General features: G+C 41.1%; 27 protein-coding genes. 20 read left to right on the top strand and 7 right to left on the bottom strand.

Translation table 11 applies throughout. From position 1 onward, the window contains the following. Nucleotides 1-376 precede the first annotated feature (376 nt). The 3 genes from ACSSVW_RS20210 to hslR form a co-directional block, all read right to left on the bottom strand. Nucleotides 377-1,915, bottom strand: a complete 1,539-nt coding sequence (locus ACSSVW_RS20210; protein ID WP_454180055.1) for a phosphoenolpyruvate carboxykinase — start codon at nt 1,913-1,915, stop codon at nt 377-379. Nucleotides 1,916-2,180: 265 nt separating this feature from the next. Continuing rightward, nucleotides 2,181-3,026 carry an Hsp33 family molecular chaperone HslO gene (gene hslO / locus ACSSVW_RS20205; RefSeq protein ID WP_065978857.1) on the bottom strand — a complete coding sequence of 282 codons (846 nt, stop codon included), beginning with the start codon at nt 3,024-3,026 and terminating at the stop codon, nt 2,181-2,183. A gap of 12 nt (nt 3,027-3,038) precedes the next feature. Continuing rightward, nucleotides 3,039-3,461 carry a ribosome-associated heat shock protein Hsp15 gene (gene hslR / locus ACSSVW_RS20200; RefSeq protein ID WP_371915632.1) on the bottom strand — a complete coding sequence of 141 codons (423 nt, stop codon included), beginning with the start codon at nt 3,459-3,461 and terminating at the stop codon, nt 3,039-3,041. Between the two features lie 206 nt (nt 3,462-3,667). On the opposite strand from hslR, the gene gspC reads away from it, so the two are divergent. The 13 genes from gspC to ACSSVW_RS20135 all read left to right on the top strand — a co-directional run bounded on the left by gspC (nt 3,668) and on the right by ACSSVW_RS20135 (nt 15,702). Then, nucleotides 3,668-4,612 carry a type II secretion system protein GspC gene (gene gspC, locus ACSSVW_RS20195; protein WP_036974516.1) on the top strand — a complete coding sequence of 315 codons (945 nt, stop codon included), beginning with the start codon at nt 3,668-3,670 and terminating at the stop codon, nt 4,610-4,612. A gap of 22 nt (nt 4,613-4,634) precedes the next feature. Continuing rightward, entirely contained in the window at nt 4,635-6,698 is a 2,064-nt protein-coding gene (gene gspD / locus ACSSVW_RS20190; RefSeq protein ID WP_036974515.1) for a type II secretion system secretin GspD, read from the top strand. Then, the gene (gene gspE, locus ACSSVW_RS20185; RefSeq protein ID WP_036974514.1) at nt 6,691-8,256 is read left to right on the top strand and encodes a type II secretion system ATPase GspE; all 1,566 of its coding nucleotides are present in this window, start codon (nt 6,691-6,693) and stop codon (nt 8,254-8,256) included. The genes gspD and gspE overlap by 8 nt, the downstream gene beginning before the upstream one ends. Nucleotides 8,257-8,258: 2 nt before the next feature. Then, the gene (gspF, locus tag ACSSVW_RS20180; protein ID WP_118843941.1) at nt 8,259-9,494 is read left to right on the top strand and encodes a type II secretion system inner membrane protein GspF; all 1,236 of its coding nucleotides are present in this window, start codon (nt 8,259-8,261) and stop codon (nt 9,492-9,494) included. Between the two features lie 75 nt (nt 9,495-9,569). Beyond that, nucleotides 9,570-9,992, top strand: a complete 423-nt coding sequence (gspG, locus tag ACSSVW_RS20175; RefSeq protein WP_036974512.1) for a type II secretion system major pseudopilin GspG — start codon at nt 9,570-9,572, stop codon at nt 9,990-9,992. 52 nt (nt 9,993-10,044) lie between these two features. Then, nucleotides 10,045-10,644, top strand: a complete 600-nt coding sequence (locus ACSSVW_RS20170) for a prepilin-type N-terminal cleavage/methylation domain-containing protein (protein ID WP_421419213.1) — start codon at nt 10,045-10,047, stop codon at nt 10,642-10,644. Then, nucleotides 10,644-11,018, top strand: coding sequence for a type II secretion system minor pseudopilin GspI (gspI, locus tag ACSSVW_RS20165; protein WP_036974508.1), 375 nt, complete (start codon nt 10,644-10,646; stop codon nt 11,016-11,018). The genes ACSSVW_RS20170 and gspI overlap by 1 nt, the downstream gene beginning before the upstream one ends. After that, on the top strand, nt 11,018-11,635 hold the full coding sequence (gene gspJ, locus ACSSVW_RS20160; protein ID WP_074989849.1) for a type II secretion system minor pseudopilin GspJ: 618 nt from the start codon (nt 11,018-11,020) through the stop codon (nt 11,633-11,635). The genes gspI and gspJ overlap by 1 nt, the downstream gene beginning before the upstream one ends. Beyond that, a complete protein-coding gene (gene gspK, locus ACSSVW_RS20155; RefSeq protein WP_074989848.1) occupies nt 11,632-12,624 on the top strand; it encodes a type II secretion system minor pseudopilin GspK in 993 nt (330 codons plus the stop codon). Before gspJ ends, gspK begins: the two co-directional genes overlap by 4 nt. Continuing rightward, nucleotides 12,621-13,832, top strand: coding sequence for a type II secretion system protein GspL (gene gspL / locus ACSSVW_RS20150; protein WP_036974501.1), 1,212 nt, complete (start codon nt 12,621-12,623; stop codon nt 13,830-13,832). The genes gspK and gspL overlap by 4 nt, the downstream gene beginning before the upstream one ends. After that, the gene (gene gspM, locus ACSSVW_RS20145) at nt 13,829-14,302 is read left to right on the top strand and encodes a type II secretion system protein GspM (protein ID WP_036974499.1); all 474 of its coding nucleotides are present in this window, start codon (nt 13,829-13,831) and stop codon (nt 14,300-14,302) included. Before gspL ends, gspM begins: the two co-directional genes overlap by 4 nt. A gap of 3 nt (nt 14,303-14,305) precedes the next feature. Next, nucleotides 14,306-15,064, top strand: coding sequence for a type II secretion system protein N (locus ACSSVW_RS20140; RefSeq protein ID WP_075593177.1), 759 nt, complete (start codon nt 14,306-14,308; stop codon nt 15,062-15,064). Between the two features lie 23 nt (nt 15,065-15,087). Then, nucleotides 15,088-15,702 (top strand): UPF0149 family protein, encoded by a 615-nt coding sequence (locus ACSSVW_RS20135; protein WP_454180053.1) that lies wholly within the window; start codon nt 15,088-15,090, stop codon nt 15,700-15,702. Here the strand turns inward: ACSSVW_RS20135 and ACSSVW_RS20130 are convergent. After that, the gene (locus tag ACSSVW_RS20130; RefSeq protein WP_075593175.1) at nt 15,699-15,902 is read right to left on the bottom strand and encodes a hypothetical protein; all 204 of its coding nucleotides are present in this window, start codon (nt 15,900-15,902) and stop codon (nt 15,699-15,701) included. The genes ACSSVW_RS20135 and ACSSVW_RS20130 overlap by 4 nt on opposite strands. Further along, the gene (locus ACSSVW_RS20125; RefSeq protein ID WP_074989845.1) at nt 15,902-16,261 is read right to left on the bottom strand and encodes a hypothetical protein; all 360 of its coding nucleotides are present in this window, start codon (nt 16,259-16,261) and stop codon (nt 15,902-15,904) included. Before ACSSVW_RS20125 ends, ACSSVW_RS20130 begins: the two co-directional genes overlap by 1 nt. Nucleotides 16,262-16,542: 281 nt before the next feature. Here ACSSVW_RS20125 and ccoG point away from each other — a divergent pair, with 281 nt between their 5' ends. The 5 genes from ccoG (at nt 16,543) to ACSSVW_RS20100 (ending at nt 20,844) form a co-directional block, all read left to right on the top strand. Then, on the top strand, nt 16,543-17,973 hold the full coding sequence (gene ccoG, locus ACSSVW_RS20120; protein ID WP_454180052.1) for a cytochrome c oxidase accessory protein CcoG: 1,431 nt from the start codon (nt 16,543-16,545) through the stop codon (nt 17,971-17,973). Between the two features lie 66 nt (nt 17,974-18,039). Beyond that, entirely contained in the window at nt 18,040-19,014 is a 975-nt protein-coding gene (locus ACSSVW_RS20115; protein ID WP_036974489.1) for a serine/threonine protein kinase, read from the top strand. Nucleotides 19,015-19,047: 33 nt separating this feature from the next. After that, a complete protein-coding gene (locus ACSSVW_RS20110; RefSeq protein WP_454180051.1) occupies nt 19,048-19,671 on the top strand; it encodes a thiol:disulfide interchange protein DsbA/DsbL in 624 nt (207 codons plus the stop codon). 19 nt (nt 19,672-19,690) lie between these two features. Beyond that, nucleotides 19,691-20,329, top strand: a complete 639-nt coding sequence (locus ACSSVW_RS20105) for a thiol:disulfide interchange protein DsbA/DsbL (RefSeq protein ID WP_036974485.1) — start codon at nt 19,691-19,693, stop codon at nt 20,327-20,329. A 59-nt stretch (nt 20,330-20,388) separates the two neighbouring features. Beyond that, nucleotides 20,389-20,844 (top strand): DUF523 domain-containing protein, encoded by a 456-nt coding sequence (locus tag ACSSVW_RS20100; RefSeq protein WP_036974523.1) that lies wholly within the window; start codon nt 20,389-20,391, stop codon nt 20,842-20,844. Between the two features lies 1 nt (nt 20,845). Here ACSSVW_RS20100 and trmA read toward each other — a convergent pair whose 3' ends face one another. Next, on the bottom strand, nt 20,846-21,943 hold the full coding sequence (gene trmA / locus ACSSVW_RS20095) for a tRNA (uridine(54)-C5)-methyltransferase TrmA (RefSeq protein WP_074989843.1): 1,098 nt from the start codon (nt 21,941-21,943) through the stop codon (nt 20,846-20,848). Between the two features lie 164 nt (nt 21,944-22,107). On the opposite strand from trmA, the gene ACSSVW_RS20090 reads away from it, so the two are divergent. Both ACSSVW_RS20090 and murI read left to right on the top strand, forming a co-directional pair. After that, nucleotides 22,108-23,223 (top strand): DUF5610 domain-containing protein, encoded by a 1,116-nt coding sequence (locus tag ACSSVW_RS20090; RefSeq protein WP_454180048.1) that lies wholly within the window; start codon nt 22,108-22,110, stop codon nt 23,221-23,223. A gap of 66 nt (nt 23,224-23,289) precedes the next feature. Then, nucleotides 23,290-24,084 carry a glutamate racemase gene (gene murI, locus ACSSVW_RS20085; protein ID WP_454180046.1) on the top strand — a complete coding sequence of 265 codons (795 nt, stop codon included), beginning with the start codon at nt 23,290-23,292 and terminating at the stop codon, nt 24,082-24,084. Here the strand turns inward: murI and ACSSVW_RS20080 are convergent. After that, the gene (locus ACSSVW_RS20080) at nt 24,047-24,526 is read right to left on the bottom strand and encodes an RNA recognition motif domain-containing protein (RefSeq protein ID WP_454180045.1); all 480 of its coding nucleotides are present in this window, start codon (nt 24,524-24,526) and stop codon (nt 24,047-24,049) included. The two genes, murI and ACSSVW_RS20080, sit on opposite strands and share 38 nt — an antisense overlap. Between the last annotated feature and the right edge of the window lie 414 nt (nt 24,527-24,940).

Genomic DNA, 24,940 nt, shown 5'->3' with positions numbered 1-24,940 from the left:
TTCCTACGCTTCTTAATCACGATGTTCAATCACGGTTCCCACGTTGCTTAATCATGATGACAAGAATGAAGGTACTCTAAAATGGGCTACTTCACTTTACGCTAACCTAATTAGTGCGTAGTAGGAGGTACTTGAGTGCCGAAAGTGTCTGATTATGCCCTTCATATATAACCACAGACATTCACGGCTACGCTTGTTAATAACGATCTATTGATCAATGTAGGAGAGGAGTGCCGCCTCTAAAATGGATTACTTCAGCTCACGCTATCCGTCTCTCATTAATAACTAATGGCATCACATTGAGCTAGACGAATTACAGCGCAAATAAAAACGCCAGCATGATGCTGGCGTTTAGTATTTAGGAGAGGCTTATAAATTAAGCTTTTGGACCTGCAGATTTGATTGCTTCCGAAACATCGTATTTCGCGAAGTTTTCAGTGAAGTCAGATGCAAGTTTGTTTGCATATTCTGCGTATTTTTCTTTGTCTTCCCATGTGTTGATTGGGTTAAGAAGCTTGCTATCAACACCCGGTACAGCAACAGGGACGTCTAGGTTTAATACGTCGATGTGTTGCGTTTCAACACCTGACAACTTACCTGAAACAATAGCGTCAACTACTGCACGTGTTGTCGGGATGTCAAAGCGTTTACCTGTACCGTAAGGACCACCAGTCCAACCTGTGTTTACTAGGAATACTTTAGCGCCAAATTCACGTACACGCTTCATAAGAAGCTCTGCGTATACACCTGCAGGACGAGGGAAGAAAGGCGCACCAAAACACGTTGAGAATGTTGATTCGATATCGCTAGTTGAACCGATTTCAGTTGAACCTACTTTTGCAGTGTAACCACTTAGGAAGTGATATGCTGCTGCTTCTTCTGTTAACACTGATACAGGTGGTAATACACCACTCACGTCGCATGTTAAGAAAACAACGGCTTTTGGCTCACCGGCACGGTTTTCAACTTTACGTTTTTCTACGTGCTCTAGTGGGTAAGCTGCACGGCTATTTTGAGTTAAACTTGTGTCATGGAAATCCGGTACGCGGTTTTCATCAAGCACTACATTTTCTAAGATAGTACCAAAACGGATTGCATTCCAAATAACGGGTTCGTTCTTTTGTGAAAGGTCGATACATTTAGCGTAGCAACCGCCTTCGATATTAAATACGCTACCAGGCGCCCAACCATGCTCGTCATCACCAATAAGGAAACGTGTCGGATCCGCAGATAGTGTTGTTTTACCAGTGCCAGATAAACCGAAGAACAATGCTGTGTCACCTGCTTCACCTACGTTAGCTGAACAGTGCATTGGTAATACACCTTTCGCAGGTAATAGGAAGTTCTGTACAGAGAACATTGATTTTTTCATTTCACCGGCATAACGCATACCAGCCAATAGCACTTTGCGTTGTGCAAAGTTAATGATTACTGTGCCATCGCTATTTGTGCCATCACGTTCAGGGTCACAAACAAATGAAGGAACATTCATTACCTGCCACTGAGGTAAATCAGATGCATTATAAGTTTCAGGTTCGATAAACATGTTTTTGGCAAAAATGTGATGCCATGCAGTTTCTGTTGTTACAACGACTGGTAAATAGTGCTCAGGATCAGCGCCAACTTCTAGGTGAGAGATGAAGTGGTCGTTGCTTTGTACATGAGCTTCTACACGAGCCCATAACGCATCAAACTTGTCTGCATCGAATGGGCGGTTTACGTTACCCCATTGGATTTCGTTTTCAGTGCTTGGCTCTTGAACAATAAAACGGTCTTTTGGAGAACGGCCAGTACGACGACCAGTGTTAGCAACAAATGCACCATTAGCGGCTAAAGTCCCTTCGCCACGACGAATCGCGTGTTCGACTAGTTCAGCTGCAGTAAGATCGACAAAACGAGTAGCGTTTGCAGTCATGTTTATACCTAAATTGTGTGAGATTGAACGGGATAGCTCTGGGGTTCTTGTTTTCCCTTAAGCTGAAATAATAGTAACAGAAGGATTAGGGATATTCGAGTGTCTGAAGGGGCTAAAAACACATATATTTGGTAAAAAACATGAATAATTTCAATGATACCGGTGTCATAAAATGGGGCTTTTTCATGACACCGGTATCATAAAAATTAAGAAAAAAGCCGCAACAAATGCGGCTTTTAATATAATAATACTATTAAGCGGTCATTTAGTTAAAAATTGCTTTAATATCCTGCTCGTTAAAGACGTAATCTTTTAAGCAGTAATGACAGCTAATTTTAACTTCACCTTTTTCTTTTACATCATCTAATAATGCATCTTGACCAATATTGACTAATGCTGCAATTGTCTTGTCTCTGCTACAGCCACAACGGAAATTGATACTTTGTGGTTCGAACAATTGAGGGTTATCTTCATGATACAGACGAGTAAGAACAGTATTAGCATCAAGATTAAGTAACTCTTCATCTTTAATGGTATTACTGATTGCTTCAAGGTGAGTGAAGTCTTCTACTGACTTATCTTTATTTACCGGTAAAACTTGTAAGAATAAGCCGGCTGCTTTTGCTGAGCCTGCGGCGATTTCAGTCGCAAACCAAAGACGGGTTTTCAATTGTTCTGATTGCTCAAAGTAGCTTTCGAGGCATTTATCTAAGGTGTCGTGTTCAAGCGGAACAATACCTTGATAACGCTCACCTTTTGTTGGCGTTATCGTGATAACCATATAACCGTTACCAATCAAGTCTTTAATAGTACTACCTTGAACTTCACCTTGCAGGCGAGCAATACCACGCATATTTTGCTTATCATCACCATTAATAACAGCATATTTCACAGGGCCATCACCTTGTAGCTGTACGGCAATTTCACCTTCAAACTTTAAGGTGGCTGTTAATAAGCAAGTTGCAACAAGCAACTCACCTAAGAGTGCCTGAACAGGAGCTGGGTAATTATGGTTGGCGATCATCTCTTGATAGGTGTTTTCAATTTGTACGAGTTCACCACGTACATCGAGTTGATCAAATATATAACGATGAAGTAAATCTTGTTGCATGTGTTACATTACCTAACTTGATTTCATTTTTAACAGTTCACGTCTTTGCTTTTTATCAGGCTTTCTATCAGGATGTGGAGCAAAGAAGCTGTTATTCTTTCTTGCGATTGCATTTGCTTCGCGCTTTTCAATACTTGCTTGAGTTTCTTGGTATAAGGTCTGTGCAATGGGGGCACTTTGACGTTTATCAAGGACCTTCACTATTGTCACTACCTTTTCGTCGACTCCTTGCAGCAGTTTTATGACTGCGCCCACCTCGACGATTTTACTGGGCTTTGTTCGTTGACCATTATAATGCACTTTACCGCCTTGCACCATGTCTCGCGCAACAGAGCGGGTTTTATAGAAACGGGCAGCCCATAACCATTTATCAAGGCGGACGTTTAATTCGTCTTGACTGTTTTTTGACTGCTGAGTGTTACCTTTTGACACAATTGTGCTCTTTTAAAGCTGCTAGAGTATAGGCAAAATTTACCATGAAACTTAATCATAAAGAAACAGTCAAAGTTTTTCCTTGCTACCCCTGTTAGTCGAAACGACCTTGTTTACAAAGTTTAATATACGTGTGCTTGTTGAATGAAAAATGAAAAGGTACTATAGGCCTGCTATAAAGCAGTAAATTAAAATAAGAAATAGAATATATGGATCAACACTTACAACAAGTTAGACAGTTTTTAAACGGCTTACCTCATGCCAAGCTAAGTGCATTAGTTGTGCTGTTAGTTGTTGTTTATATTGCCTTTTTATCCTCGAAGTTGTTCTGGTTGTTGTGGCCTGAACCTGATACAAAAGCACTGCCCGCAAGTCGAACAACGATGACTGCGAAACGCATCGAAACAGTCAATTCACGACAAATTCTTGAACAACATTTATTCGGTAAAGTGGTTGTTGAAGCTAAAAAACCTGCCGCAAAGCAAACGCAAGTTATTAACAATGCCCCTGAAACTCGTTTAAGTATTAATCTAACGGGTATCGTGGCTGTTAGCCAAAACGATCAAGCTGGTTTGGCTATAATAGAGTCTCAAGGAAAACAAGAAACGTATGTTGTTGATGATGTAATTCAAGGCACTCGAGCGAAGCTCGCACAAGTCTTACCTGATCGTGTTATTTTGGATGTAAGTGGTCGCTTTGAAACATTAATGCTTGATGGACTCGATTTTACAAAAACAGTTTCTATGCCTGTTTTGGCTGAGCAACAAGAGCCAGAATTAGAAGAAGGTCCTCAGGATATCGATGCGGACAATGAAATCAATGCGACTGAAGATCAAGAAGTCAAAGAAGCGATTATTGAAACGCGTGAAGAAGTATTAAACGACCCTGGTAAATTATTCGACTACATTCGTGTATCGCAAGCGATGGTCGACGGTGAACTGGTGGGTTATCGCTTAAGTCCAGGTAAAGACCCGGCATTATTTAAGCAGATGGGATTAATGAATAATGATTTAGCTATTGCGATTAATGGCTATCAATTAAATGATTTAAAACAGGCAATGTCAGCAATAAACGAATTACGTAATAGTACTGACGCAAGTATCACTATCGAGCGTGATGGTGAGCAAATTGATGTGCAATTTAGCCTGCAATAATTAGCTTTGGAGTTTTTATAGAATGGTTCACGCGCTACACCTCACAAAAATCAAAAAAGGGTTAGCTAAGTATGCAGCGCTTTTTTTATTAACAGGATTATCGCTCTCAGTTTCGGCTGTTGAGTATGCTGCAAACTTTAAAGGCACCGATATTAATGAGTTCATTAATATTGTGGGTAAAAATCTCAATAAAACAGTGATCATCGATCCGAACGTGCGCGGCAAAGTTAATGTGCGCAGTTATGAGTTAATGGATGAGAAGCTGTACTATCAATTTTTCTTAAATGTATTAGAAGTATACGGTTATTCAGCTGTTGAGATGGATAACGGCATTCTTAAAATTGAGAAAAGCTCTGACGCTAAAAAATCGAACGTCCCTTTAGTGACGGAAGATAACCAAGCCAGTGGCGATATGATGGTCACGCGCGTTGTGCGAGTTAAGAATGTTAGCGTACAAGAGTTAGGTCCGTTAGTTCGTCAGTTTAGCGATCAAAAAGACGGGGGGCATGTTGCTAACTTCAACGCCGCTAACGTAATGATGCTTACCGGCCACGCTGCCTCTGTAAATCGTTTAGTTGAAATCATCCGTTCAGTTGACCAAGCCGGTGATAAGCGAGTTGATATTGTTCAACTTAAGTTTGCTACAGCGGATGATGTTGTCTCTGTTGTTGACAATATTTATAAAGATAGTGGTAAAGGCAGCATCCCTGAATTTTTGATTCCGAAAGTGGTTGCCGATGGTCGTACTAACAGTGTGATTGTCAGTGGTGAGGCGCAGGCCCGTACGCGTGCTGTTGAGTTAATCAGCCGCTTAGACGGTGAACTTGAGAATCAAGGTAATACCAAGGTCATTTACTTAAATTATGCAAAAGCAGAAGATTTAGTAAAAGTATTGCAAGGTGTGAGTAAAACACTCGCTGAAGATGGCCAAGGTGGCGCAACGAAAGCTCGTTCACGCAGTCAGAACGAAACAAGTATAGAAGCGCACCCTGATTCAAACTCGTTGGTTATTACAGCCCAGCCAGATACGATGCGCTCACTTGAGCAAGTTATTGAGCGCTTAGATATTCGTCGCGCACAGGTGCTAGTTGAGGCAATTATTGTTGAGGTTCTTGAGGCCGATGGCATTAACTTTGGTTTGCAATGGATTTCAGAGCAAGGCGGAATGATGCAGTTTAACAACGGCACAACAGTGCCTGTTGGCTCATTGGCTGTTGCGGCAGAGCAAGCACGTGATAAAACGATTCAAGGGACGGTTGTTGGTACAGAAACAGGTAATGTTACAAATACCTCAGAGACACAGGAAGGTGACTTAGGGCCACTTGGTGCGTTACTCGGTGGTATTAATGGTCTTGCAATGGGTATTGTGAAAAATGACTGGGGTGCGATTATCCAAGCCGTTTCAACAGATACCAATTCAAATATTCTTGCAACGCCCTCTGTCACCACCATGGATAACGAAGAAGCGTCGATGATCGTTGGTCAAGAAGTACCAATTATCACTGGGTCACAAACGGGTTCAAATAATTCTAACCCATTCCAAACGGTTGAACGTCAAGAAGTGGGTGTGAAACTCAAAGTAACACCACAAATTAATGATGGCTCGGCTGTTCAGTTAACGATTGAGCAAGAAGTCTCTGGCGTAAGTGGTGCAACTTCAGTCGATATCTCAGTGAATAAGCGTGCGATTAAAACCACCGTTATGGCCGATGATGGTGGCATGGTCGTGTTAGGCGGTTTAATTGATGAAGACGTACAAGAAAGTGTCTCGAAAGTTCCATTGTTAGGTGACATTCCTATTTTAGGGCACTTATTCCGTTCAACTAGTACCAGTAAGCGCAAGCGTAACTTAATTGTATTTATTCGTCCGACGATTGTTCGTGATGGTATGAGCATGAATAAGTTAAGTCATTCAAAATATAACTTCATCCGTGGTGAGCAGCATAAACAAAAAGAAGATGGGATTGATTTAATGCCATTAACTGATATGCCAATCTTACCAGAATGGAATGATGCGTTGGTATTACCGCCAACGTATGAAGAATACCTGAAACAACAAAACGCAGATGATCGTAAAGATGACTGATGCAATTACAGAGATTAATGACGAGTTAGCGCAGAGTGCGTCTATTGACCATGATGAGCTCTTAACAAGTGATGATCTTGTTAGCTTGCCTGCAAAGCGCTTACCGTTTTCATATGCGCGTCGTGCTGGTGTCTTGCTAAGTAAAAATGGTGATAATTGGACTGTTTTTTATCGCGGCGAATTAGACGTAACGGCTTTACTTGAAGTACGTCGTATTGCGGGACGTGGTTTTTCACTCGAGCAGTTGCCAGACGACAAATTTGAGCTGTTACTTGAGGCTTCTTATCAACGCGATAGTTCTGAAACACAGCAAATGATGGAAGATATTGGCAATGAAGTTGACTTATTTTCTTTAGCTGATGAACTACCGCAAACAGAAGACTTACTCGCAGGGGATGATGACGCACCTATTATTAAACTCATTAATGCCATGCTCAGTGAGGCAATTAAAGAGGGTGCTTCAGATATTCACATTGAAACCTTTGAGCAAGAGTTAGTAATTCGCTTTAGGGTAGACGGTGTCTTAAAAGAAGTTTTAAAACCAAATCGTAAACTTGCATCCTTACTCGTGTCACGTATTAAGGTTATGGCAAAGCTCGATATTGCAGAAAAGCGTATTCCACAAGATGGGCGTATAAGTTTACGTATTGCTGGACGTGCTGTTGATGTGCGTGTATCAACGATGCCATCAAGTTTTGGTGAGCGTGTTGTACTGCGTTTACTTGATAAAAATAATGCGCGCTTAAATCTTGAAGATTTGGGGATGACCGAGCGAAATCGCGAATTGTTCGCTGATCTCATCAGTAAGCCTCACGGTATTATTTTGGTAACTGGTCCCACAGGTTCTGGTAAAAGTACCACTTTGTATGCGGGGATGAGTCAAATAAACTCACGTGACCGTAATATTTTGACGGTTGAAGACCCGATTGAGTACGAAATACCGGGGATTGGTCAAACACAAGTAAACACCAAAGTAGATATGACCTTTGCGCGGGGACTGCGTGCAATTTTACGTCAAGACCCTGATGTCGTCATGGTGGGGGAGATCCGAGACCTTGAAACCGCACAAATCGGTGTGCAAGCGTCGTTAACGGGTCACTTAGTAATGTCGACTTTACATACCAATACCGCTGCGGGTGCGATTACCCGTATGGAAGATATGGGAGTAGAACCTTTCCTGTTGTCTTCTTCTTTGCTGGGTGTGTTATCACAACGTCTAGTGCGTACTTTATGCAATAGCTGTAAAGAAGGGCATGTGGCCGACGAGCGAGAGTGCCAGTTACTAGGTGTTAACCCTGCTGAGCCGCCGACGATTTACCGTGCTGTAGGCTGTGAAGAGTGTAACTTTAATGGTTATCGTGGCCGTACGGGGATTCATGAATTACTGGTTGTTGATGAGGCTATTCGTGAAATGATCCACAGCGGTAAAGGCGAACAAAGTGTTGAAAAGTACATTCGTACTCGTAGCCCAAGTATTCGTCAAGATGGCTGTAGCCGTGTGTTGGCGGGCCGTACAACCTTAGAAGAAGTCTTGCGTGTAACGCGTGAGGAAGGTTAATTATGGCAGCATTTGAGTACCGCGCCCTGGATGGTAAAGGTAAAGAGAAAAAAGGCATTCTTGAAGCCGATACGGTAAAGCAAATACGTCAAACATTACGTGACCAAGGCCTGATGCCTTTAGAGGTTGTCGCTGCAGCAGAGGGTGAAAAACAAGTTAAAGGGGCTAAAAAGTCATTATTTAGCGGTTTTTTCAAACCAAAAATATCGACCTCAGATTTAGCGCTGATTACTCGTCAACTTGCCACCTTAATTCAGTCAGCATTACCTGTCGAAGGGGCGGTAATGGCCGTCGCTGAACAATGTGAAAAACCGCGTTTAAAACGTATGCTCATGTCTGTACGCTCAAAAGTTGTTGAAGGCTACACACTCGCAGATGGTATGAGTGAGTTTCCGCATGTATTTGATGATTTATATCGTGCCATGGTGGCTGCCGGTGAAAAATCGGGCCACTTAGATCAAGTGTTAAATCGTTTAGCTGATTACACGGAACAACGTCAGCATATGCGTAGTCAAATAACACAAGCGATGGTATATCCAATCATTCTTGTTGTGTTTGCTATCGCAATTGTTTCAGTGTTATTGGGCACCGTGGTTCCCAAAATATTAAAAACATTCGAAAAGTCAAAACAAGTACTTCCTTGGACGACAGAGTGGGTTATGGCAGCCAGTAACTTTGTACAAAATTATTGGTTTATTAGTTTAATAATTATCACTGCACTCTCAGTGGGAATTAAGCATGCACTCAAACAACCAAAAATTCGTTACTGGTTTGATGAAAAAGTACTTTACTTGCCTGGAATAGGCAAAGTCGCGAGAGGGGTGAATACCGCTCGATTCGCACGAACGTTAAGTATTTTATCTTCAAGCTCCGTTCCCTTACTCGAAGGTATGCGTATCTCTGGTGGGGTATTGGTCAATGAGAAAATGAAAAAATCGGTGCAAGATGCAGCCACCCGAGTCAGTGAAGGGGCGAGCCTTCGTGCTGCTTTACAACAAACGAAACTTTTTCCACCTATGATGCTGCACATGATCGCAAGTGGCGAAAAGTCAGGTGAACTTGAGCAAATGCTTGAGCGAGCAGCAAATAACCAAGATCGTGAGTTTGAAAGCATGGTCAACGTGTCTTTAAAACTTTTAGAGCCAGCGATGATTGCATCAATGGCGGTCATTGTCTTGTTTATTGTTATGGCAATACTGCAGCCAATTATGGCAATGAATAAGGCAGTAGGACTTTAAATTAGGGAACGGTAGAGCAACAGCCAGTAGCTGTCGCTTTATAATAAATTATTGAAGAAAATTAGAGGTATTTTTGTGAACAAACAGTCAGGTTTCTCATTATTAGAAGTCATGGTGGTACTGGTTATCATCGGTATGATTATGTCAATTGTGGCACCAAACATTATGGGCCAACAAGAAGAGGCAGCGATCGACAAAGCACACCTAGATATTCAACAAATTGAAGATGCGTTGAGCCTTTATAAGCTGAAGAATAAAGCCTATCCAACTACAGAACAGGGTCTAGAAGCGCTTGTTACTAAAACGAGCATCGAGCCGGTTCCAAAACGTTTTCCAGATGGTGGTTTTATTGAAAAGTTACCTGAAGATCCATGGGGCAATCCGTACCAACTAATTAGCCCAGGAGAAATTGGTAAAATTGATATTTTTTCAATGGGTCCAGATGGCGAAGCTGGCACCGATGATGACATCGGTAACTGGGATGAAGAAAAGCAATAATGCGTAAACTCAGCCAGATGTTTACCTTTTATACACATCAAGGCTTACTATTATGGTAAGCCTTAATCGTTTACGTTTGGCTGGGTGTGCTAAGCACGCAAAAGGTTTTAGCCTCATCGAAATATTAATGGTGCTTGTGGTGATAGGGTTTGTCACTAAAATGGTGGCCTACAGTTTTGATGGTGGTGCAGAAGAAAAATTAGAAAAACAAGCGCTCAGATTACACACCACGATTAATATGGCATCTGAATTTGCCATCTTAAATCAGGTCGAGTTAGGCTTTCATTTAGATCAAAATGTATTTGAATTTTTAGTGTTTGATGGTGAAAAGTGGGTCACCTTCGATCGTGAAAAATTGTTTGCGCCTATTAAAGTAGACGAAGATTTTAAATTAACCTTGAATCTCGAAGATTTGGCATGGGCACAAGATAACTTACTTGAGCAATCGAACTGGCGTGAATTGATGAGCGGCGGTGACGAAGATAGTTTATTAGAACTTAAAAAGTTAAAAATTCCACAGGTACTGATCCTTTCTTCAGGAGAAGTCAGTGCTTTTCAGTTAGTGTATGAGCTGAAAGAGGAGCGTGAACCGCAGTATTTTATCGAAGGCGAGTTCATGGCTCCTGTTAAACTTCGTATGGAGCCAGAGTAATGACTAAGTCAGCGGGTTTCACTTTACTTGAAGTCATGGTCGCTTTGGCTATTTGTGCCATGGCGGGTATTGCTGCAATGCAGGCAACGGGTGAACACATCAATCACTTGTCGACGATTGAAGAGCAAACATATGCATCATGGGTTGCTGAAAATGTCATAGTTGAGCAGCGAACAAAAGGTGATAAGTGGGCGGGCAAAAATGGCACTAAAGGCAGTGAAACACTGGCCGGTTATGAGTGGTATTGGCGTCAAGATGTCGTTGCTACGGCAGATAAAAGCTTCGTGAAAGTCACTATTAATGTGTTTGCTGACGAAAAACTAGAATACCCCATTTATGAACTTGTTACTTATTTAAACAAAGGTGACAAGTAGTGAAGCAACGCGGGTTTACCTTACTTGAAGTTATCGTCGCAATGGGCATTTTAGCGTTTGTGGTGTTATCGACTCATCAAATCTTAGAATCAACCACCAAGGCTAAAGAAGCCTCGGATGAGACAATCGCAGAGCTCAATGGCTTTCAAACGGTATTTCGTCTTATGGACCAAGACTTTAGCCAAATGACGAAACGTCAAGTACGCAATGAGGCGGGAGACTTTCAAGAAGGTTACATTCTTGCTGGGCGCTATGTATTTGACAGTCAATATGATGGCATTGGTTTTGTGCGTGATGGGTGGATTAATCCAATAAACTTGCTGCCGCGCTCTGAGTTACAAGCTGTTGGTTATCGTGTTATAGATGATAACCTAGAGCGCATATACCGAGTATATGTTGATCAGCTCGATAATATGGAACCGCGTTCGCAAGTTATTCTAGAAGATATTGAAGATCTGAAGTTTGAATTTCTTGATGATAAAGACGAATGGCAAGAACAGTGGCAAGCCGCTGCATTACCGAAGGCTGTTGCCGTGACCATTCAAAAAATAGAACAAGAGCCTATTCGCCGAGTCTTTTTAGTGCCCGGTGAAGGTGTAGTGAGTACTCAGCCATGATGATTAAACGTTCTCAAGGTGCCGCACTTGTTATTGTTTTATTTATTGTCGCATTAGCCGCTATGCTAGCGGTCGAAATGAGTGCAAACCTGATGGTGCAAGTGCAGCGTAGTACTAATATACAAAGTCATCAGCAAGCTAAGTGGTATGCTTTTGCTGCTGAAGAATTAGCGATTAAAGCGATTAAACAAACTAAAAAAGATGACCCTGATAAAATTCATCTAGGGCAAGTCTGGGCGCAGCAAGGAGGGGTTCCTTATCCTGTTGATAATGGCACGTTAAGTGGCACGATTACGGATTTGCAAGCGTGCTTGAACTTAAATGCTTTACGCACAAAACCTGTGCAACAAACCGGCTCGGCTAATAAAACGAACCCAGCGCACAAAGCATTGTTAGCTTTACTTGAGAATATTGAAGACTTACCCGCAGATGAGTCTGAAGAGGCAATGGCTGACAGCGTCTATGACTGGCTCGATGAAGACAGTATTACTTATCGCTCAGGTGCAGAAGAAGATGAGTACTTATCGCGTAAGTATCCCTACATGACTGCAAACAGCTTTTTTGCTTCAACATCAGAGTTGCGTTTAGTTAAAGGCTTCAATCCATTAGTGATGGAAAAAGTATTGCCCTTTGTGTGTGTGATACCAGACAGTGAACTTTTAGCAATTAATGTAAATACCTTGCCCAATGAAAGTGCCATTATTCTAAGCTCGCTTATTGATGGCCTCAGTTTATCAGGCGCAGAAAGTGTATTATCGTCTCGCCCTGAAGAGGGATTTGATGATATGAACGCATTTTTTGAACAAGTTAATCAACAAGGCGCACAAAACGTCGAAGCTGTTAAAGACTTGTTCACCATCAACAGTGATTATTTTAAACTACAAACGCAAGCTGAATTTGCAGAGTTGCGTTTTTCGATGACCACCTTACTCCATGCCAATAATGGTAAAGTAACGATACTGGCGCGAAAATTTGGAGGCGTACAGTGACAGAAATATTGTTGATCCGTGCGGGTCAAACATTACAAGATAGCCTTAGTTGGCTAATTTACTCACCGACAGAACAAGAAATAATTGCGAGCGGCGAAATCGCCAGTGCAGCACAATTAGGTGAGTTAACTGAAAAAGCACAAACCCGTGAAGTGGTTGCTCTTTTACCGAGTGATCAAATTCAGCTAAAAACAGTTGAATTGCCGACTAAATGGAGTCGTAAGTTAGAGCAGGCATTGCCCTATATGCTTGAAGAAGATATCGCGTGTGATGTCGACGACCTATTTATTGCGATTGCTGAGCCTACACTCATAGATGAAAAGCATGCGGTTAATATCGCCATGACCGATCGTGAGTGGTTTGAGCAGTGGCTTGCTACATTCAATGAGCATGATATTGAAGTATTTAAAGTGTTACCTGACGCGTTATTACTTCCTCGAGTCGACAATGAGAATACCCTGCGTACCGTTGAACTCAATGGCCAATGGTTATGTAAATTAGGTCACTGGCATATTGCAGCTGTTGAAACAGACTGGCTAGATGGTTATTTGACCGCAATGGGCCACCCAGATGTTGCACATTTTAGTCCAGCCACCGGGTTCCCTGAATCAGTTAATCTTGAGGCAAAAACGGAGCTGTATGATTTACCGCTCGCTTTATTTGCGAAACAACTCCCTGAAATTAGTTTTAATCTACGCCAAGGTGTATATCAATTAAAGAAAAAGTCAGCCATTTGGTGGGGATACTGGCAAAAAGCCGCTATTGCCGCAGGGGTTGCATTGGTATGCAGTGTGGGGGTTAAGTCCCTTGAGTTATATAAACTAAATACTCAACTTGAGAAAACGAAGGCACAAGTTGTGACTAACTATCAGCGCGCGTTTCCTAATAAGAAAGTACGCCCACAGTTGATTCGTAGTCAAATTCGTAATGAACTCGCATTGCTCGATAGCGGAAGTACCGCTGGTTTCTTAGATTTGACTAATGACTTAGTGACTATTTTTAGTGAAGTAAAAGACTTCACACCAGAAACTTTGCGTTATGACCAAGGCCGCAACGAGTTACGTATTCGTGCACGTGGTAAAGATTTCCAATCGTTTGGAAAAGTAAAAGCAATTTTAGAACAGCGAGGCTTAACGGTTGATCAAGGCTCACTAAATAATGATGGTGATTTTGTCGTCGGTGAAATTAAGTTGCGAGGTGCGGCATGAAAAACCAATTAATTAGTTACTGGCGTTCATTAAAAGAGCAAGAACAACAACTTGTTGTCGTCGCTGGGGTGATTTTTGTTATTTTTATCCTTGTGATGGGAATCTTTAGGCCGTTAAATGCGGCGATTGAAAAAGCAGAACAAGACACGATAAAACAACAAGAATTGCTGGCATGGGTTGATGAGAGCATTGTTAAGTTAAAGGCCAGTGGCAGTGCACGAGTAGCGAATGACCGCAGCTTAAGTCAAATTGTGAATAGCACGCGAAATCGTTATCAGATCACCATCAGTAAAATGCAACCAAATGATAATTCACTGCGTTTAACTATCGATTCTGTCGAGTTTAACAAGTTGGTTGAGTGGCTTGATGAATTAGTTAATTCACAAGGTGTACTGATTGAAAACTTAGACATTAGTAAAGACGATAAGTCTGGTTTTGTTCGTGTCAGTCGTTTGGTACTAGAGAAGTAGACGATGAAAAGAATTATTTTATTAGTCACAGTATTTGTGATGTGTTTTTTGGTGTTTACGCTTATAAAAACACCCGCTGCAATTGCACTAGATTTAGCTGCACCGCATTTACCAAAACAATTGCAACTAGGCAAAGCCAGTGGTTCGCTTTGGGATGGTCGCATAATGCAGGTACGTTTTGATGGTGAGCAACTTAATAATGTACGGTGGAAGTTATCTGGCTGGTCATTGTTGACGGGCAAACTCGTTGGTACAGTGCGCTTTGGTGATCCGCGTGATAAAACAGATATTTCGGGCCATGCTGATTTTTCGTATGGGTTGTTCAATCAAGCTGTTGTGGTAAAAAATACCACACTACGTTTGAGCGTTGAGCGTGCGATGGCGCGCTTAAAATTGCCATTGCCAATTAGTGCACAAGGGCGTGTGATTGTTGATCTCGATGAGTTCAGCTCTGGTCAGCCGTATTGTGAAACATTAATGGGTGAGATTGCCAGTCCCAATATCGATGTTCAAGGACTTAATGGCTGGTTTAGTGTTGGCCCACTGAGCGGCCGTCTTAGTTGTAAATCAGGCGATATAGCTGTCTTGGTTGACCCTGAAAATCGCTTAGGTCTTGAGGCTGATGCTGTACTAAAAGCCAATTTAGATTTTAAAGTGGCAGGGTATATAAAACCAGAAGCCAGTCTACCAAAAGAAGTGCATGACGCTGCGAAGTTTTTAGGGCGTCCAGATAGCGAAGGACGCTATCCACTTAATTTATAAACACGACTTTAATTGAAGGCATTATGCAAATTCCTGAGTTTTCAAAAGAGCAAAGCGCCTTATTAGCACGCTTTCTTGCTGAGCAAAAAGACGCGCTATCGTTAGCACAAACACACGGTTATTTATTTGCCGTTATTTGTGCGCCCGAGCCATTGGATGTTCATCAGTGGCTTGAGCAAGTTGTCCCTAGTTGTGATGGGCAAATGGATGAGCAGGTATTGTTTGCGTTTATGGCGCTATATCAGCAAATCAGTGAACACGTATTTGAAACCGGATACAGCTTACCCGTAAGTTTGCAATTTAATTCTGCTCAGCAGCCGTACCTTGATATGCAAGAGTGTCAGCATTGGAGCCAAGGCTTTATGCTTGGGGCGCAGGGCTATATTGCTAAATTGTTAGCTGCGCCACAACTAGCGAGTGAATTAAAAGAAGCACTTGAGACAGCACAGCAAAGTTTGTGTTTCTTTATACTCGACTCAGCTGATATAGCATCGATTGCCAATCAGCATGGTTTAACCGAAGGGCTGTTATGTCAACAGCAGTATGAAGTGATGAATGAGTTTGCAGCAGGCTTTGCTGAGTTAATCGAAGCCGTTGCAGTAAATAGCCAGCTTTATAATGATGAAGGCTGGGGCTAAGCAAGCTCTAACACAATATCTGTGCAGCCTTTTGCACAACGAACAATGCCTTTGCCAGGCTGTTCAGTCTGTAGGTTTAAGGTAAGGACTCCTTTGCATGTTTCACAATGCATAGTCTGTCCTTTTGCTAACTTTTTTAGCATATTGCGCTGTTTAGCAAATGAATCGCTGGTTTTTTTATTAAGCGCAGAAAAATCCATTATTTATTTAACCTTTCTTCAAGTGCATCCGAAACAATATTACAAACACGTTCTAGGCGTTCACCATAGAAATATAAGTTAATATCTTTTTCACGACAATAATGTAAATGAAAGATTTGCAGTTTATCGTCATTCAAAAAAGCCTCTTCGACGTACTCACGCTCTGAACTCGATAAATTAAGCTGTGACTTAATCGTGTTCTTCGCCATATTCGCGGCGGGGCTGCGGTTAACTTGGCTAAAATCTGAAAGTACGTTAACCCCATCACCTAACAACCGTTCTCTGGGTTCTTTGATCAAAGGGTGATCAATCGTGAACAATGCTAAAATAATAAGTACTAAAATGATAAATTTTTTCATAGCACACAGAACTTTGATCTAAATAAAGAAGGAATTGGGACAAGTTTAATAAAATGGCTGATTTAAAAGCAAGAATATACGATGAAATAATTAAAAAGTTCATATTTTAGATCATTCCCTGAAATTTTTGAGAGATTGAGTATAATACTTTCGATAGGTTGGAAATTTCAGAAAACTCTGAACGAAATGAGATGCATTCTAATTTGTCGTATTGGCTTTATAACCTATTTAACTGCAAACATCAGTTTGAGTTTATTTCCTAGTGGCGTTGAGGAATTTTGATGGATAAACAAATTAAGGTTAAAAACATCCCAACGGAAGTAAAAATCCAAAAACCGGAAAACGCTTCCCATGATGATAGATTTAATCCACGCAATCGAATTTATGTAAGAGCAGTAACAGGCTTGCATCAGCTGTTAAGGCGACGAATTGGTTTCGTTGGCATGCTTGCATTTATGCTTTTACCTTGGATTAACTTCCACGGACAGCAAGCTGTGCTGTTCGATTTAGTAGGCCAAAAGTTTAATATCTTCGGCCTCACTCTGTGGCCACAAGATTTAACCATTCTTGCGTTTATTCTTATGCTTGCAGCTTTTGCGCTGTTCCTCGTCACCACATTTTATGGCCGAGTCTGGTGTGGTTACACATGTCCGCAAACTGTATGGACATTTATTTTTATTTGGTTCGAAGAAAAGTTTGAAGGCACTGCAAACCAGCGTAAGAAGTTAGATCAACGCCCCATGGACTTTGATAAGTTTTGGCGTAAAACGGCAAAACACAGCAGCTGGTGGCTGTTTTCACTGTATACAGCGTTTACCTTTGTTGGCTACTTTACACCTATACGCCAGCTACTTCCGGATGTTTTTACTTTGGATGCCACAGCCTATTCTTATGGGTGTATCGCATTGTTTGCTGTGTGTACATACGGCAATGCAGGGTGGATGCGTGAAATTATGTGTTTACATATCTGTCCTTATTCGCGTTTTCAGTCGGCCATGTTTGATAAAGACACCTTTACAGTAAGTTATGATGAATCTCGTGGCGAAAATCGTGGTCCTCGTTCACGTAAACAAGATCCGAAAGAGTTAGGACTCGGTGACTGTATCGACTGTAACTTATGCGTACAAGTGTGCCCGACAGGGATAGATATTCGCAACGGTTTGCAATATGAATGTATCAACTGCGGTGCCTGCATTGATGCTTGCGATGGTGTAATGGATAAAATGAATTACCCACGTGGGCTCATTTCATATACCACAGAGCGAAACTTAGAAACCCCTGAAAATAAAACGCATGCTTTGCGACCTAAATTGATTGGTTATCTTGTTATCCTTGTTGTGTTAACCGGGGCTCTCGTGGCAAATATTGCCATGCGTAAACCAATGGAGTTTGATATTATCCGCGACCGTAATCAGCTTTACCGGGTTGACTTCAATGGCTTGGTTGAAAACACCTACACACTTAAAGTGATCAACAAAGCGCAATACGAGCAAACGTTTAATATTACAGTGGAAGGCTTAAATAACTTTGAATATATAGGCAAACAAACATTCACTGTGCCCTCAGGTGAATCTTATAACGTGCCCTTGTCATTAGTGGTTGATCCGTACGATTTGAAAAAGCCGATGACAAAATTCGAGTTTATACTTTCGGTGGAGGGGCAGCCTGATATTCAGATTTCGCAGCCTAGTAACTTCTTTAAGGCGCAATAATTCAGTACACTGAGCAAATACAATAAAAAGCGGGGTTTTCCCGCTTTTTTTATATAATGGGACACTATGAGTAAATTTAGCTTTGTTGACCTCACACCCGATTCAATTTTAGACGCAGTTGAAAGTATTGGGATCTATGCTGAGTCAGGATTACTTGCTTTAAACAGCTATGAAAATCGCGTTTATCAGTTTAAAGCAGAAGACGGTTACCGATACGTTGTAAAATTCTATCGTCCTGAGCGTTGGAGCAAAGAACAAATATTAGAAGAGCATGCGTTTGCTTTTGAACTTGCTGATGCAGAAGTTCCCGTCGTTGCGCCCGTAGTAAAGGACGGAAAAAGTCTCTTTGAGCATGATGGCTATTTATTTGCGTTATTTCCCAGTGTGGGCGGGCGTATTTTCGAAGTTGATAATTTAGATCAACTCGATGTATTAGGCCGTTTAATTGGTCGTATGCATCAAGTTGCAAAAGCATCTTCATTTAATCATCGCCCAGTGATCAGTTGTGAAGAATACCTTCAGACAGCTAAAGTTCAGTTACAAGCAAGTAACTTGATGCCAACGTCATTAGAAAATGCTTTTTATACGATTTTGGATTTGGTTATTAAAGAAACCACAGCCCAATATAAAAATGTAGAGACAATTCGATTACATGGTGACTGCCATGCGGGCAATATTTTGTGGGCGGGTGATGCACTGATGTTTGTTGACCTCGATGACAGCAGACAAGGTCCTGCAATTCAAGACTTATGGATGATGCTCAGTGGCGATCGTAACAATCAACTGTTACAGTTAGACACCTTGGTAGCAGCGTATGAAGAGTTTTGTGATTTTGACCACAGCCAGCTGAAATTAATTGAGCCATTACGCGCGATGCGCATGGTGCATTACATGGGGTGGTTAGCAAAACGTTGGGATGATCCTGCATTCCCACGGAACTTTTCATGGTTCGCAGAAGACAAATACTGGGAGCAGCAAATACTCGCGTTAAAAGAACAGCTTGCAGCGCTACAAGAACCACCGTTAAAATTATTACCATAAATTTTTTAAAAGATAAGTAAAGACGAGAAAACAATGTTCAAAAAATTAAAATTAAGTCTACTCATTCTATGTTTACCTCTTGCAGCACTGGCAGCTGACTTTGAAGCAGGTAATCAATACGAAGTACTAAACACTAAAAAGAGTGCTACACCACAAGTAACTGAGTTTTTCTCATTTTACTGTCCACACTGTTTTAAGTTTGAACCAGTGGCTAAAGCATTGGCCTCAACGCTGCCTGAAGGCACTGAGTTTGTTAAGAATCACGTTAACTTTTTAGGTGGTGTATCGAAACAAACACAAAGTAACCTAAGTTATGCTTACCTAATTGCAAAGCAACATGGTAAAGGTGAGCAAGTGGCCGACCAAATTTTTCACAGCATTCATATTCAACGTGCACCGCTGCAAAATATTAAAGACGTGAAAGCATTATTGGCGACAAATGGTATTAGCGGCGATGTGTTTGACTCTGAAATTGCTAGCATGCCTGTGATCAGTGCAGAAAAAGCGATGCAAGACAAACAGAATAAATACTCAGAGATGGGGGCGTTAACGGGTGTGCCGACTTTTATCGTGAATGATAAATATAAAATTAATATAAATACCATCAAGAGCCAAGAGCAGCTTGATGCGTTAGTAAAGTTTTTATTAGAACAATAATTTTTGGAGTGATTGAATAATGATCAAATTAGTTAAAGCTGCATTTGTGGCCGTGACGCTAGGTTTCGTTGCCACAGCGAGTGCGGCGCAATACGAAGAAGGTAAGCATTATGAAACAATTGATGCGCGAGCTTCTAAAAAGCCTGAAGTGACCGAGTTTTTTTCATTCTACTGTCCTCACTGTAATACCTTCGAGCCAATTGTTGCTGAGCTTAAGCCAATGCTTAAAGACGGCGTTAAATTTAAAAAGAATCACGTTAATTTTGTTGGTCCTCGTGATCCTGAGATCCAAACAGTGCTTGCGCAAGGTTATGCAACAGCAACAGTACTCCCAAATAGCGATGCGTTAGTTGGTGCAATTTTTGACCACATTCATGGTAAACGTGCGCGTATTAATGAGCTTGCAGATATGAAAGATATTTTCGTATCACAAGGTGTAACTGCTGAAGATTTTGAAAAGTACTACAACAGTTTTTCAGTACGTACGATAGCAGCGAAAATGAAACGCGACCAAGAGTACTATCAACAAAAAGGAGCCTTAAAAGGCGTACCAACCTTTATTGTGAATGGTAAGTATCGTTTAATCTTAGGTGCAGACTCAGGTATTACCGATGCAAAAAGCATGGCTGAGCTAATTAATTACTTAGCAGCTAAGTAAGAGACTCGAAAATATTATTTAAAAGCTCCGCTCGCGGAGCTTTTTTGTTTGGTGAAGAAATGAAAAAACTTTTAGTGTCGAGTTGTTTACTAGGAAAGCCGGTACGCTATGACGGTCAATCACAAAACTTATTACATCCTGGATTAGAGTCACTGAAGCAGCAAGGGCGTATTGTGTCTTTTTGTCCTGAGGTTGCGGGTGGTCTACCTACACCAAGAGCGCCTGCTGAAATTAGCCAGGGTAGAGTATTAACACAGGATGCGCATGACGTCACCGCAGAGTTTAAAGCGGGTGCACAGCAAGCATTACGCGTATGCAAAGAACAAGGGATTCGGTTCGCACTACTCAAAGAGTCTAGTCCGTCATGTGGACGTAATTATATTTATGATGGAAGTCACACAGGGCAAAAGATTCGAGGAATGGGTTTAACTGCAAAGTTACTTAGTGACAATAATATACAGGTGTTCAGTGAACAACAATTGCCAGCGCTATTGGCTGCGCTGGCAAAAGTTTAAGTTATTTACGCTGTAAAAAGACGCCAGACTCAATATGATGTGTATAGGGGAATTGGTCAAAAATCGCAAAACGTTTCACTTCGTGTGTTTTGCAAAGGTGATCAAGATCTCGTTCTAATGTCTCGGGATTACAAGAGATATAGATAATGTTGTCGTAGTTCGCCACCAAATCACAGGTAAGAGTATCCATCCCCGCTCGAGGAGGGTCGACTAAAATTGTTTGGCAGTTATAGCTGTTTAGATCAATACCGTCTAAACGTGAAAAAGTACGTTCGCCTTTCATGGCTTGTGTAAACTCTTCACTCGACATACGAATGATATCTAAATTATCGACTTTGTTTTGAGCAATATTGTACTGCGCAGAATAAACCGATGACTTTGAGATCTCAGTCGCAAGCACTCGGTTAAATGAACCGGCTAGTGCAATTGAAAAGTTACCATTACCACAATACAGCTCTAGCAAATCATTATTAAGGGGCTCACACAACGCTTGTGCCCATTCCAGCATTTTAATGTTCACTTTTGCGTTTGGTTGAGTAAAGCTATTTTCTACTTGCTGATAAATGAGTTCTTTACCATTTACGTTTAATCGTTCAACGACATAGTCGTTCCCAATCACTTCTTTTTGCTTACGTGCACGACCAATAAAGTCGATTTTAAACTGGCTGCTTAATTTTGCTTTAAGCTCTTTAATCGCAATTAGCCATTCATCGTTTAAAGGTTTGTGGTAAAGCAAACTAACAAGAATTTCACCACTTAAGCTAGAGAGGTAATCAATCTGGAATAACTTGCGGCGAAGTACCTCACACCCTTTTAAGTTTTCAATCATCACCTGCATCACTTCGCCAACGAGTGGCGCGGCGGGATCAAATTCATCAACGCGAATTTTCTCTTTGCTTTGCTGATCAAACATAATGTGGAATAAATCGTCGCCCTCATGCCACACTCTAAACTCTGCACGTTGACGGTAGTGAATTGGATCAGAGCTGAACACTTCTAATGTGTTTACACCAAAGCGCCTAAACTGTGACGTGATGCGCTGCTCTTTCTCACTCAATTGTGCATCATATTGAGTTGTATCAATTTTTATAACCGCCATGGCTGATTACCTTTTATCTCTTAGCTATTTGTCGGCGCTATTGTAGGGAGCAGAGAGGATTTGTCTAGTTTTGTTATTTATTTTAGTGTCGTTTTTTTATACAAAAAACTTAAGTTATGCGATTTTTGGCCGATAATGAGGTAACCATAAAATGGAGTCGGATCATGAAAATTGGCAACCTAGGCTATATGCCTAATACAAATTTGAATAAATACAATGGTAAACAGTCTGTGCAGCAGCCTACCATTCAAAATCGTCAAGATAGCTATCAACAACGTGGCCGCGAACTGGCTGCAAAAGTCCTCGACGATAAACTCGCACAAGCACTTGGTTTACCTAAAGCAGAAGAAAAGAAAGATAAGCCCCTGTTTGATTTTGATGAGATCGTTAAAAATGTACTCAATTTTGTTGGTGGTGCGCTGCGTAAAGCAAAAGCAGATGGCGCTGATGATGAAAAGTTAAAAGGCATGTTAGGCGAGGCACGCAAAGGCGTACAAATGGGAATCGATGATGCCTATGATGAACTTAAAGAATCAGGCATCTTAAATGACGATATCGAAGAGGGTATCGAAAAATCGAAAGAAGGTATCTTTAAAGGTATTGATGAGCTTGAAGAAGACTTATTTAATCCTAAACCTAATGCCGTGACGGTTAGCCAAGCACAGTACGTGAGCTTAAGTAATAATGCTGAATATACATTTACCACAGCCGAAGGTGATGAAGTCAGTATTAGCTTTGCAGATGCATATGAGAGCAAGTCCGCTAGTAGCTACAGTAAAAACGGTGACAACGAAGCGTATGTCAGTGAATCGTCACAATCACGTGACTTATCTTTTTCTATGTCAGTGAATGGCGATCTTAATGAGCAAGAGCAGCAGGCCATTAACGAGTTGATGGAAGACTTACAAGGCGTTAGCGAAACATTTTTCTCAGGCTCACTCGATGAAGCCTTTGAACAAGCTAAAGAGCTTAACTTGAGTATTGGGCAGCTAGTCGGTTTTTCGATGGATTTGAAGCAAACCAAAACAGTTGCAGCTATAAAAGGGTACGAAGAATATAAACCAACGCCAGAGAAAGAAGTTGCAGAAAAGGTCGCCCCTTTTAACGATGACTTAAAAGAAGCCTTTAATAAAGCCGGTGATATTGGTTTGCAAAATCAACTTGCCGGAATATTGCAATGGTTAAATCAAGATAAAGAAGAAGTCAGTAAATTGGTTGATTATACCAAAGCGATGTTCGAGCAAATGAATACACTACGTTCAGCCAATGAACAGAACTAGTCTTCGCTTTCTTTTTAGATAGTCACATGGCAAACTGCTTGCCTTTCATGATCCGAGGTAAGTAGTTTGTCAGTCCATATAATGGTGTTTGATTCAGGTATTGGTGGGACAACTGTGCTTGAACAGATCCAGGATTTGATCCCGAATGCAGATTATAGCTATTTTATGGATAATGCCTTTCTGCCTTATGGTGCGCAAACTTCGCAAACAATCATTCAACGCTTATTAGGGCTATTACACTTTATAGACACACATGCGTTGCATGTTGATATATTAGTGATTGCCTGCAATACAGCATCGACATCTGCGTTAGACGTTATTCGACACTATACAAGTATTGAAGTTGTGGGGGTTGTGCCTGCTATAAAGCCAGCATGTGCCATAAGTAATACGAAGCACATTGGTTTACTTGCCACGCCCGCGACTACAAAAAGCAAATACACCGAGACGTTAATTTTGACACACAGTCAAGGTACAAAAGTGAGCTTGTACGCTTCGACTAAGCTGGTGGAAATTGCAGAAACACTGTTTCATAGTAAAAAACTACTCAAAGCCGAATTCAACGAAGCAATGGCTGAACTCGCTATTGCAGATGATATTGATGTATTAGTACTCGGATGCACACACTTTCCTTTATTAGCCCATGCAATAAATAACTATTACGACAAACGCGTTAAATTGATTGACTCAGGCCGTGCAATTGCAAATCGTGTCAGTAGTATTATTACAACGCAGCAATTAAATTTAGCAACAGACAAAAAAAAGCCGCTGCACTATTATGCAACGGCTCCGATTAGTCACCAGCAATTAAGCGTAGAGCTTGTTACGCTGATTGATCAGATTCCTCACGGAAACTATTAGACTCGTTCTCTTGTTTTTGTTTTGCTTCACGTACTTTTAAAGTACGTTGTTGGAACTCACTATCATTTAATTGATTAATTGCATTGTCAGCATCTGCCTCAGCCATTTCAACAAAACCAAAGCCACGACGTTTACCAGTGTTTTTATCTTTCAATAAACGAACGTTAAAGACTTTACCTTGTTCTTCAAATAAAGCGCGTACAACACCTTCATTCGTTCGGTAAGGAAGGTTGCCAACATAAAGTGTTTTTGTTTTTACTTCAGCCTCCTCACTTGCCGTTGATGAGAGTGCTGCAATAACTAAAGCACCAATTAATAAGCCTGCACCAAATAGCAACGCAGGGTCTAAAGCTAAGCTCGAAAATGCAAACTTAACAATAACAAACCCTAATACAGCAAGAATAACAGAGAAAAGAAAAGATTTTTGATCGGGTAATTTCATTTTTGATCTACCAATAAACAGGAAATAAACATTAATTTAACATTGTGAACTTGCTATCTTAACGCGTTAAATGAACATAGCAATGAAATTTGCATTAAATTATGAATGTTGGCTTAAAAAACAGCCATAATTGCGACTGTTTTTGTTATTTTCGGTAATTTTAGTTCACTTTGTGAGCGAACGATAAAAAGATCGAAAAAAAGTGTTGATCTGTTTTTGGATCTCCCTATAATGCGACCCCACTGAGACGGTAGACAGCAACTAAAGACGCTGAGCAACGTAGCAGAGAGTTAAGTAAAACTTCGGTTTTAAGTCTTCGAAAGAAAGTTTAAAATTAAGTGTTGACTCTAAAAAATAAGGATGTATTATACGCATCCCTAGCGACGAAGTCGCACTGTTCTTTAACAATATAAA

This window comes from Pseudoalteromonas sp. MBR-15 (assembly GCF_053628915.1).
This window is presented reverse-complemented; position numbering and strand designations above follow the sequence as displayed.